The sequence below is a fragment of the Flavobacterium sp. TC780 genome, from assembly GCF_056783245.1.
This window is the reverse complement of sequence record NZ_JBXBAV010000036.1, coordinates 37,247-48,259: the sequence shown is the minus strand read 5'-3', so window position 1 is coordinate 48,259 and position 11,013 is coordinate 37,247. Positions and strand designations below refer to the sequence as shown.

At 31.9% G+C, this 11,013-nt stretch carries 6 protein-coding genes and 7 pseudogenes; 2 read left to right on the top strand and 11 right to left on the bottom strand.

The window, feature by feature from the left end:
• Window positions 1–686: pseudogene (locus AC1RYN_RS03690) on the top strand (nicotinate phosphoribosyltransferase); the annotation flags it as partial.
• Between the two features lie 261 nt (window positions 687–947).
• On the opposite strand, the pseudogene nadD reads toward AC1RYN_RS03690, so the two are convergent.
• The 5 genes and pseudogenes from nadD to AC1RYN_RS03665 all read right to left on the bottom strand — a co-directional run bounded on the left by nadD (window position 948) and on the right by AC1RYN_RS03665 (window position 4,062).
• Window positions 948–1,531: pseudogene (gene nadD, locus AC1RYN_RS03685) on the bottom strand (nicotinate (nicotinamide) nucleotide adenylyltransferase).
• Window positions 1,532–1,649: 118 nt separating this feature from the next.
• Window positions 1,650–1,847: a DoxX family protein gene (locus tag AC1RYN_RS03680; protein ID WP_481805880.1), complete on the bottom strand. Its 198-nt coding sequence runs from the start codon at window positions 1,845–1,847 to the stop codon at window positions 1,650–1,652.
• A 260-nt stretch (window positions 1,848–2,107) separates the two neighbouring features.
• Window positions 2,108–2,712: pseudogene (gene gmk, locus AC1RYN_RS03675) on the bottom strand (guanylate kinase).
• 17 nt (window positions 2,713–2,729) lie between these two features.
• Window positions 2,730–3,648: pseudogene (locus tag AC1RYN_RS03670) on the bottom strand (YicC/YloC family endoribonuclease).
• Between the two features lie 57 nt (window positions 3,649–3,705).
• The gene (locus AC1RYN_RS03665) at window positions 3,706–4,062 is read right to left on the bottom strand and encodes an arsenate reductase family protein (protein WP_481805877.1); all 357 of its coding nucleotides are present in this window, start codon (window positions 4,060–4,062) and stop codon (window positions 3,706–3,708) included.
• A gap of 73 nt (window positions 4,063–4,135) precedes the next feature.
• Here AC1RYN_RS03665 and AC1RYN_RS03660 point away from each other — a divergent pair, with 73 nt between their 5' ends.
• Window positions 4,136–4,300: a hypothetical protein gene (locus AC1RYN_RS03660; RefSeq protein WP_481805876.1), complete on the top strand. Its 165-nt coding sequence runs from the start codon at window positions 4,136–4,138 to the stop codon at window positions 4,298–4,300.
• A 284-nt stretch (window positions 4,301–4,584) separates the two neighbouring features.
• On the opposite strand, the pseudogene AC1RYN_RS03655 reads toward AC1RYN_RS03660, so the two are convergent.
• From AC1RYN_RS03655 to AC1RYN_RS03630, 6 genes and pseudogenes are all read right to left on the bottom strand, one after another.
• Window positions 4,585–5,095 (bottom strand): annotated as a pseudogene (locus AC1RYN_RS03655) (septal ring lytic transglycosylase RlpA family protein).
• A gap of 85 nt (window positions 5,096–5,180) precedes the next feature.
• Window positions 5,181–5,601, bottom strand: a pseudogene (locus tag AC1RYN_RS03650) (hypothetical protein).
• A gap of 672 nt (window positions 5,602–6,273) precedes the next feature.
• Window positions 6,274–6,501, bottom strand: coding sequence for a hypothetical protein (locus tag AC1RYN_RS03645; protein ID WP_481805875.1), 228 nt, complete (start codon window positions 6,499–6,501; stop codon window positions 6,274–6,276).
• Window positions 6,502–7,252: 751 nt separating this feature from the next.
• A pseudogene (locus AC1RYN_RS03640) lies at window positions 7,253–8,563 on the bottom strand (TonB-dependent receptor); the annotation flags it as partial.
• A 322-nt stretch (window positions 8,564–8,885) separates the two neighbouring features.
• Window positions 8,886–10,529 carry a glucose-6-phosphate isomerase gene (gene pgi, locus AC1RYN_RS03635; RefSeq protein ID WP_481805874.1) on the bottom strand — a complete coding sequence of 548 codons (1,644 nt, stop codon included), beginning with the start codon at window positions 10,527–10,529 and terminating at the stop codon, window positions 8,886–8,888.
• 118 nt (window positions 10,530–10,647) lie between these two features.
• The gene (locus AC1RYN_RS03630; RefSeq protein WP_481805873.1) at window positions 10,648–10,980 is read right to left on the bottom strand and encodes a hypothetical protein; all 333 of its coding nucleotides are present in this window, start codon (window positions 10,978–10,980) and stop codon (window positions 10,648–10,650) included.
• Window positions 10,981–11,013 lie beyond the last annotated feature (33 nt).

Here is an 11,013-nt window from a genome sequence, read left to right as displayed (position 1 = left end):
TGTACCCTAAAGGGATCGTTTCTATAGTTGCAGATACTTGGGATTTGTGGAAGGTATTAACGGATTATTTGCCTCGATTAAAAGAAGAAATTATTTCGAGTAGAAGGAACAGAAAATTAGACCAGATAGTGGAGATCCTGTTGATATTATTTGTGGTAATCGAAACGGGAAACAGAAGAAGAAAAGAAAGGTGTTATTGAGTTAATCTGGGACGTTTTTGGAGGAACTACAAATAGCAAAGGATATAAAGAATTAGTACCTCAAATTGGGGCAATATACGGTGAAGAGCATCTACTGTAGCCAGAGCAACTCAAATTTGTGAAAGATTAAAATCTAAAGGCTTTGCTTCTACAAATGTGGTTCTAGGAATTGGTTCGTTTACGTATCAATACAATACTAGAGATACATTTGGATTTGCAATGAAAGCAACTTACGGTGAAGTAAACGGCGAAGGAAGAGCTATCTTTAAAGACCCAATTACAGATGACGGTACTAAGAAATCTGCCAAAGGATTAATGAAAATTGACTTAGTAGATGGCGTATATCAATTAACTGATAATGTTTCTTGGGAGGAAGAACGTAAAGGAGAATTAAAAGAAGTTTTTAGAGATGGTAAATTATTAATCGACCACTCATTATCAGAAATCAGAAATAACGTAAAAAAAGAAGAACTTACTATTAGCTAATCAATAAAGAAAAAGCCTAAATGAATTAACATTTAGGCTTTTTTCTATTTTATAATGGCGAGTTATATACAATTGTTTTTAACGCATAGAAACATAGTTTTTGTACTCTTAAAAATAGGCGTTTCACTTATTTTGAATGCACAGAGTTAGCTATGTGAGAGAAATATTTTTCTTTTTGCTTTCTTTTAACGACACATAAAATCTATGTTTCTATGTGTTAAATAAGATTTTTCGAATTATATATAAAACAAATTAATGTTATTACTTCTTGTAGAAATTATTGTGATCGATATATTCCCAGACTTTTTCTGGTAATAGTGGTTGAATATTTTTTCCTTCTTTAATATTGTTACGAATAAAAGTAGAAGATATTTCTACAATAGGCGCATCTATTAAATGAATTTTAGGATGGTTTTTTAACTCTAAATTCTCTACTTCAGATGAAATTAAAGGGTAAACATAAATGTCATAATTTTGAAGGAATTATTTTCATAGTTTTTCCATTTGTGAAGAGTCTTCAAGTTGTCTTCGCCCATAATCAATGAAAACTCATGATTAGGATATCTTTCTTGTAAATGAACTAATGTATTTACAGTATAATTAGGCTGAGAGAGTTTAAAGTCAATATCCGAAGGTTTTAATTTTTCAAAACTATCAGTAGCCAAATGAACCATTTGCAAGCGATGATAGTCATCGAGTAAAGTATTCTTCTTTTTAAGAGGGTTATGAGGTGTGACTACCATCGGTACTCTTACTAATTCGGCATGTTCTGCCATGTGATTGGCAATGATTAGATGCCCAACATGTATGGGATTGAAAGTTCCGAAATAAAGACCAATTTTCATAAAAAAGGTAATTTTTGTTTGATAGATTAAATAGCTTTAACTACAACAGTATTTAACTGGATGAGGTAGTTTTGTCTTTTTTCACTTTCAAATTGTTCTAAAATAATAGCGATTAAGCTTAAAAACGACTCTTTTTACTAATGAAATTGTCTATTGAGAATTTACCACTTCCAGTTACAAAAAGGAGTAAATAAAATAATAGATATAAAATAGCCATTTCTTTAACATCGATAGGGTCGGCTCCATGAATAACAAATACTGCAACTAACATTGTTATTATTAAAGGGATTGAAGCTAATCTTGTGCCTAATCCTATTGCGATAAGAAATGAACATACAACTTCTGCAAAAACAGCAAGGCCTAAAGAAAGCGTGTTTCCCTACTCCAAGAGGATCAGGAAATTGAATTTCACCTCCTGCTAAAAGTGTATTTAACTTTGGTAAACCATGGAAAATCATCAATGTTGCAATCGATAATCGGATTATAAGAATAATAAAATCTACGTTGTTTTCGTTTCTTTTTACTTGAAATAATCTATTCATAATAGTACTTTTTTCTTTTAAAATAATTTGGGTTTTATATTGCTTTTTGTAGCGTAGGAATGTTATCTTTATTAATGAATTCTTTTACCAGCTGGTACGCTTCTTCTTTGGCAGTATCTAAATCATAATTCTTGATAATCTTGTCAAATTGAGGAGCAGTTGCTAAATTGACAGATGCTTTTGCAATACGCATATTAATTTTATCTTCACTTTCGGTAGAACGTTTTTTCAAGCGAATTTTTAGTTCATCTATACTTGGAGGTTTTACAAAAACAGCAAGAGTTTCTTCTGGAAATTTATGTTTGATACGTAATCCCCCAGACAACATTCTCAATGTCAAAAATAACATTTTTACCTAATGCCCAAATGCGTTCGATTTCGCTTTTTAGTCCCGTAAAAATTATCACGGTATACTTCTTCCCATTCTAGGAAATCTTCAGCTTTGATGTGTTTTTTAAACTCTTCTAGGAAATAAAATAATAATCAGTTCCATGTACTTCTTCTCCACGAGGCTTCGCGAGAAGCTGCTGAAATAGAAAACTCTAAGTTTAAATCTTCTTTACTTAATAAATGTCTAACAATGGTTGTTTTTCCTGAACGAGAAGGTGCTGAGAATACGATTAATTTCCCTTTTTTCATTACTTATGCTTTTGACTTTAAGCATGATGCTTTAAGCTTATATTGATCATATCTTTTCTAGTTTCAGTTTTTACAAAACATTTAAAAACCTGTTCTTTGATTTTTTCTAATTCATCTTTCATCATCACAACCAATTTTTGCATTTGGGCATGATTAGATTTGGATCCCATGGTATTAATTTCACGGCCCATTTCTTGAGTGATAAAACCTAATTTTCTACCATTAGCTTCTGGTACCTTTTATAGTTTCCAGGAAATAATCAAGGTGATTGGTTAGGCGTACTTTTTCTTCAGTTATATCTAGTTTTTCAAGATAGATAGATTACTTTGTTCAAAACGATTTTCATCAACATTTACTTTAAGTTCTGAAATAGCAGTTTGTAAACGGCTTCTATTGCTTAACACGTTCCGGATCCAGAGCTAGGGCATCTGCTCATTGCTTGACGGATAATATTAGCTATTCTTAACTGGATTCTTTTTCAAGAGATTCGCCTTCATCTTTTCGTGAAGGCTTAAAGATATTTTGTAATGCCTCTTCAATTACAGTTTGAATTTGCTCCCAATCATTTTCATCAATTTCTTCGCGTTCTGTTTTTAATGTGTCTGGCATACGAATAGCCATTTTCATCAATTCAGTTTCGTCAGCTTCAGGATAAACCTCTTTTAATTGGTTGATATAAATTCTCACGATAGGAACATTTACTTTCGTAGATGTTTGTTCAGAAGTACTTTCGATAAAAATAGAAAAATCGACTTTACCTCTTTCTAGTTTTAATGCAATTTGATTGCGTAAACCCAACTCCATTTCTCTGTAAAGTGAAGGCATTCTAACATTGAGGTCTAAGCCTTTGCTGTTTAACGATTTTACTTCTACAGTAATTTTTTTTGTTGGTAATTGCAAAGAAGCTTTGCCAAACCCTGTCATGGATTGTATCATATAATTGGATATAAAGGGGCAAAGATAATGAAGATTTTGCTGTAATTCCGTTGAAGGTTATTTGGTTAAAACCTTCATTACCTGTAAGATATTTTGTTGCGAGTTGCCAATGTATATTTTTTCATCAATAATAAAGACAGGGCGACTTAAGAAAGTATAGTGTTCTAGTATATATTTTTTGAAATCAGCTTCGGTCAATGATTTATTTTTTAAATCCATTGATTTATACAATTGTGCTTTTTTGCTAAAAAGTGCTTCGTAACTGCCGAGAACAAGACGGTACATTTCTTCAAGTTCAGTTTCAGTAATTGGATTTTGCTTGATGTTATGAAGTACCAAATCTATATCTTTAGGTAGTCCTTTTATTATTTTGCGACAAGTATCGCAAGAGGCGAGGTAGTATATTTTATTCATAGTGTCGGAATTTTGAGTACAAAGAAAACTATTTTAATATTCAAAATGTTTATTTTTATAAAAAAACAAAATCATGAATCAAACATTTGAAACAATTATAGTCAGTAGAAAATTGACATCACAATTTTTAGAGAATTATTCATTAGAGCAATTAAATAAAATCCCAGAGGGTTTTAATAATAATAGAATTCTGGAATATTGCACATATTGTTGTTACACAACAACTTCTGGTTTATAAATTATCAGGGTTGCCAATGATGGTTTCAGATGAATTGGTGGAAAAATATAGAAAAGGAACCAAGCCTGAAGGAGATATATCGCAAGCAGAACTTGAGGGAATTAATCGTTACTTTTTGAAACTATAAATAAAACCGAGGAAGATTATAATGCTAAAGTATTTAAATCGTACAATGAATTCACGACAAGTCTTGGCTTTACTATTAAAGATATTGAGGATGCGTTATCTTTTAATAACTATCATGAAGCGTTACATGTTGGAATTATGGATGAGTATTCGAAAGTTTATTTAATTTTTTCTATTGTTTCAATAGTTACTTTCATTGCACCTGCACCTTTGTTTTTGGTAATATCCATAAAAGCACGTTTAGATAAATCGATATCACGTGTTTTTACAAATGGACCTCTGTCAGTGATTTCTACAATTACAGATTTTCCATTGGCTTCATTTGTTACTTTTACTTTGGTGCCAAAAGGGAGTTTTTTGTGAGCAGCAGTATATTTATTGTTATTGAAAGCGATTCCCGTTTGCAGTTTTTCGTCCATTAAAACGATCAGCATAGTAGGAAGCGTGAGCGGATTTTTTGTATATTTTTAATTTGGAATTTTTATCTATAGTTATAGAGTCTTTTTCTGTATTAGTAGGAGAGGCAACTGTTTTGTTCTTTGGATTTTTTAAGCTATCCTGTGTTATTTTAGGATCAATGGGTTTGGTTTGACTCGTAATATATGAAAAACCACAACTTAAAAAAGTAATGATAAGGATAGAAAGTATGATAGTTGTTTTATTACTCATAAATTTTATTTTTAAGGTGATGACGTACACAAATAATATGCCGAAAATAAAAAAAAGCCCTGTAATTAGGGCTTTACTTGTGTTTTTAGAACCATAAATTCCACGGTAATCTACTTAAAATCAGTAGTAATCCTAAGCCGAAAATTAAAATGTTTTGAATTTAGATTCACTTGTGATTAAATTTTTGTGTTTTGACCAACCAATAGTTATCAAAATGATTGCTATTATATTTATTAATGGGTGCTCTAATGAAGTAAGTCTAAGTTCTGCGTTTGACATTTGTCCAAAAGCAGCTTTACCAAGTGGAGAAATAAAATAAAGAATCAAACCTATTAATAATTGTGTATGAGTTGCAATTAAAGCAAAAAGACCAATCTTACGATCTGTAGATGTGAATTCTTTTTTTGAAGAAAAACCATCTTATGGCATTTACAACTGCAACTAATAGAAGGATTAAAGACAATATATGCCCATCCAGAGTGGAATTTTTGTATGAAATCGTACATAGAACTTGAGTTTTTTAAACAAATATAAACAAAATTATGACATAAAAAAACGGCATTAAGCTAAAAGCCAATGCCGTTTTTGATAATTATTTTGATTCTAAATATTAGAAATTATAACTTAATGTAAAGTTCCAAGTTCTTCCGAAACCAAAGAATACTTGGTTGGTAGTTGCAAGTCCGTCATAAACCATTCCATTAGAAGCGGTAAGTTCCTTTAGAACCTTCTGGCTGACCTGCAGCTACAGGTAAGTTATCGCTTGCGAAAGGATCAGTTCTAATATTCAGCAACGTAAACTTTGTCTAAAACGTTGTTTACGTTTAATCTAAAGTTCATTGATTTGTCTTTGTCTTTACCTAAAAGCATTTTCTGGTAAGAGAAACCAGCATCCAATATTCCGTAAGAAGGTAATTCTAAAGCTCCTTTATTGTCTGGAGAAGTAAAATCTACTGGGCTTAATCCTGCGTATAATTTGTCATTAAAATTGTAGTTTGCATCTAATGTTACTCTTGTTAGTACTTCGTAAGATGCACCTAAAGAAGCTGTTATTTGTGCAGCATCACCAACTTTTACTTTGTCAATGTAAACTGTAGTCCCTGTGAATTCTGGAATTGGAGTATTGTCTGCCTGTAAATAAGCATTTACAGTTGCATTTCCTTTGTATTCCCAAATCCCTAATAATATTGCATTATTTTTAATTTTTCAGTCAAATTTGAACTTCCTTCAAATTCAATTCCTGAGTGAACTTCATTAAGACCTACGTATTCTGTATAAGTAGTATTTGAAGGGTATTTGACACTAGTTGGAAGAGCTTTACCTTTTAAGTATCTATCATTCCAAGTTGTGTTATAAACGTTAACAGTAGCATTGAAGAAACGAGAACGAATCGTATCCAGCTTCAAAACCAATGATTTTTTCGTTAGTAAGGTTAGGGTTTACTGTAGATTCGTTATTTGGGTAAACTGCGTTGAAAAACGGTTGTTTTGAGTAGTAACCTGCATTCACATATACATTGTTTTTCTCATTAATGTTGTAATTTGCTCCACCTTTCACGTTTCCACCTACTATATTTTTGTAGTCTGTTGAAGCTAATTCAGGATTTACAGCTGGATCGTATAAGAAGTTATCTTCTCTTTTGTATCCTTGTTCTTATATTGTCCCAACAAATGCAGTTAAGTTATCTTTAGAATACTCAAGTTGAGTAAAAGCCCCGTACCATCTTACATTTCCAGTACTATTGAATGAAATTTTCTCATAGTCTACTTTTTTGAAAACATTCCATTGAACGTCTGTAGAGTACTCAGTTGTAAGGCGTCTACCTCCTGGCTGTAAGCTTTTGATTGATGTATCGTAAAATTCATCTCCACCTAATAGGTCATTTAATACAGTAAAATGATATCCTTTGTAAGTTCTAGCATCAACTCCAAAATCTAAAGTTAATGTGTTGCTTAATTTTTTATTTAAATTAATTACAGCACCAAACCAGTCATGTGAGTTGATAGATGCAGTTTGTGAGATTCCTGAAGTTCCTGAGCTTGCAGCACCAGGAGTGGTAGCACTTGATCCTGAAGAGAATGTGTTTTGGTAAACTTTACTACCATCAGCAAGTGTAACTTGAGCTCTAGTTTGAGGTCCAGTAAAGCCATTAATGAAAACTGGTTTTCCAGAGTTGTAAGCTACAATTTTATCGTAATCTACTAATCCATTAGCAGTTCTGAATGCTGTTGCATCACTGTAAGCTTTTCCTCTAATACCACCTGCTGCACTTGCTCCAGCACCACGACCCATTGAAGCGTACAATACACTAGAAAGTTTTGTAGTTTCGTTTATTTTGTAATCCCAGTTGATAGAAGCAATTGGTTTATGATAGTAGTTTTTTCTAATATTGTACGATTCTCCATCTAAATATCCTGCATCTGCATTATATCTTGTGTTTGGGTTGTCAACAGAACCATATTTTTGGTAAGTTTCAATTGATATGTTTGAAGATCTCTGGTTGTGCCATTGTGGTGCACCGGTTAGAGTAAATTGGAAATCATGTTTGTTGTTTTTTGTAGAATATCCTAAAGCTACATAATAATTAGTACCTTCAAATTCTGTTCCATTTACATATCCGTCTCCACGAGTTTGTGACAATAAAACAGAAGCAGAAAGACCGTTGTCTAATTTTCCAGTATTGTAAGAACCTTGTAGTTTTAAATAATTTGCATTACCAAATCCTGAAGAAAAAGATCCACCTTCTTTCATATCAGAAGATTTAGTTACAATGTTTATTGTTCCTCCTACAGAAGATACGGCAAGTTTAGATGAACCTAAACCTCTTTGTACTTGCATTGCTGAAGTTACATCTGAAAGTCCAGCCCAGTTACTCCAGTAAACAGTTCCGCCTTCCATGTCGTTAATTGGCATACCATTTACCATTACAGCAATATTCTTTTGGTCAAATCCACGAATGGTAATTCTTGAATCTCCGTATCCACCACTACCTTTTGTAGCGTATACTGAAGGTGTATTTCTCAAGATCTCAGGAAATTCTTGAGTTCCTAATTTTGCTTGAATTTCTGAAGCTTTTATAGTAGAAACAGCAACAGGAGTTTTTCTGTCCTTAGCAATATCAACTATAGTGCTTTTTACAACAATCTCATCTAATTGGTTAGAGTTTGAAGTTAAAATGATAGTTCCTAAATTAACAGTTCCTCCTTTAGAAAGAGAAAATTTAACTGTTTTAGAATCGTAACCTAGGTAAGAAATAACTACTTCTCCAGATGCTACTGAAGTTGTAATCGTAAATTTACCATCAAAATTGCTAGAACCAGCATCAGTTGACCCTTTAACAACAGCGTTAGCTCCTGGTAAAGAATTTGAACCATCGGTAATAATACCAGTGATTTTTCCTTGAGAAAATACGGTTGAAACTATCATGAACAATAGTCCTGTGAGTAACCAATTTTTCATTGTCTTCATTTGTTATTTAGTTAATTGTTTTTGGCAAAATTATAACAAATTAATCGGATTATGTTATCAAAACGTTAAGAAAATAATGTTTTGCGTAATCTCTTGAGTATTAAAACGATTTTATTGGTTTATAATAAGAAAATTAATGTTTTTTTGAATTTTTGACCTGATTATTTGTTAAAATGCTAATATGGTAAGGTAGGAAATTGGGAGCTGATGTTAAATTTAGATAAACAGAATATACTGAGGATTAGTATTATAAGAAAAAGCTTATTGATTACATATGAATCAATAAGCTTTTATGTATTGTGAACTATAATCTTTCTAGTGCTTACTTATTTTTCAAGAAATGATTTAGTAAGAAAGAAGTAGAGCTATCGTGATTCTTCACTGTTTTTGTATTGATTTCATCAAGTATAGAGTTAGCCAATTGCTTTCCTAATTCAACTCCCCATTGATCAAAGCTGAATATATTCCATATAACTCCTTGAACAAATATCTTGTGTTCATACAAGGCAATTAATGAACCTAAGGATTTTGGAGTTAATTTCTGGATCAATATTGTGTTTGTGGGTTTGTTACCTGTAAATACTTTAAAAGGTAGTAAAAATGCTGCTTTGTCTGCAGGAATACCTTGTTTGTCAAATTCGGCTTGAACTTGTGCTGCAGTTTTTCCATGTAATAAAGCCTCAGTTTGTGCAAAGAAGTTAGACATCAATTTATCATGGTGGTCTTCATTGCCGTATAATGGTTTTATGTATCCGATAAAATCTGTTGGGATTAATTTTGTTCCTTGGTGTATTAATTGGAAAAATGCATGTTGTGAGTTTGTTCCAGGCTCTCCCCAAATAATAGTTCCGGTTTGGTAGTTTACTGGTTTTCCGTCACGGCCAACACTTTTTCCGTTACTTTCCATAGTTGCTTGTTGTAAATAAGGAGCTAGTTTTTGTAAATATTGTGTATAAGGAATTAAAGCTTCACTTTCGGCTCCGAAAAAATTATTGTACCAAACGCTTAATAAAGCTAATATTACAGGAATATTTTGGTCAAATTCAGCTGATTTGAAATGTTCGTCCATTTCATAAGCACCATTTAATAATTCATCGTAGTTATCAAATCCAACAGCTAAGCTTATACTTAAACCAACTGCGCTCCATAGAGAAAAACGTCCTCCAACCCAATCCCACATTGGGAAAATGTTATCAGGATTAATTCCGAATTCGGTAACTTTTTCAATATTAGTTGATACAGCAACAAAATGCTTAGCAATATCTTCCTGACTAGCCGATTTTAAGAACCATTCTTTTATAGTTTCTGAATTGGTTAGCGTTTCTTGAGTAGTAAATGTTTTAGAAACAATTACAAATAATGTTGTTTCAGGGTTTAGTTTTTTGATAACTTCATTAACGTGATCACCATCTACATTTGAAACAAAATGGGTTGTTAAGTGATTTTTGTAGAATTGTAAAGCTTCAACAGCCATTACGGGGCCTAAATCAGATCCGCCAATACCAATGTTTACAATATCAGTAAAGTCTTTTCCTGTGTATCCTTTTCTAATGCCTGAAGTAACTTCTTGGGTAAATGCTTTTATTTTGTTCTTCACATTATAAACTTCAGGAATCACATTTTGTCCATCTGCTTTTATTACTGCTGATTGCTTGGCGCGTAAAGCAGTATGTAAAACAGCTCTGTTTTCAGTTTGATTAATGGTTTCTCCACCAAAATATTGAGAAATAGCATCTTTTAATCCAATTGAATTCGCTAATTCTAATAAAAGGGAGATAGTTTCCTGATTGATGTTATTTTTAGAATAATCTAGTAGAATGTCATTCCATTGTAAATTGAATTTTTCAACACGAGCAACATCTTGTTGAAATAATTCTTGTATCGTTGTTTCGCTAATTGCGTTATAGTGGTTTTGTAGATTTTTCCACGCTTCAGTCCCAGTTGGGTTTGTTGTGTTTAAAGCCATTTTTTTGTTTGAATTGAAAATTTGGTTATTAAACAACAAAAATACTGAAATTAGTTTCTAATAGAGTACCCCTTCACAATTATATAGCAATAAGTTACGAAAACGATTTATATGCTTATTAGTCTTTAATTCTTGCAGTTATTATGATGGCGCCAGCATTTTCTTTTTCATTATATATTATGCGGCTACTATTTTGGTTTAAGAATTCTAAATTTAGGATATCGGATTTCTTAAGAGGTAATAATATAGTATCTTGTTTTTTGTTGTATTCAAAAGGAATTCCATTTATTACAATCAAAGGAGATTTATCAATCTGATTTTCTTTAATAGCATGGTAGATTGATTCTGAAACAAAATATTTGTTTGCCTCGGTATCATTTAAAATAAAAGTTTGATGATTGGAACATCCTAATACAATTATAGAATAAACCACTAATAAAACTTGTTTCATTAATTAATATGATTTAGCGAATTGTTATTTTTT

Excerpts from the sequence above, each read along its gene's own strand:
- pgi (WP_481805874.1), bottom strand. The coding sequence starts at position 10,529 with ATGGCTTTAAACACAACAAACCCAACTGGGACTGAAGCGTGGAAAAAT.
- AC1RYN_RS03660 (WP_481805876.1), top strand. The coding sequence starts at position 4,136 with ATGAATCAAACATTTGAAACAATTATAGTCAGTAGAAAATTGACATCA.
- AC1RYN_RS03665 (WP_481805877.1), bottom strand. The coding sequence starts at position 4,062 with ATGAATAAAATATACTACCTCGCCTCTTGCGATACTTGTCGCAAAATA.
- AC1RYN_RS03630 (WP_481805873.1), bottom strand. The coding sequence starts at position 10,980 with ATGAAACAAGTTTTATTAGTGGTTTATTCTATAATTGTATTAGGATGT.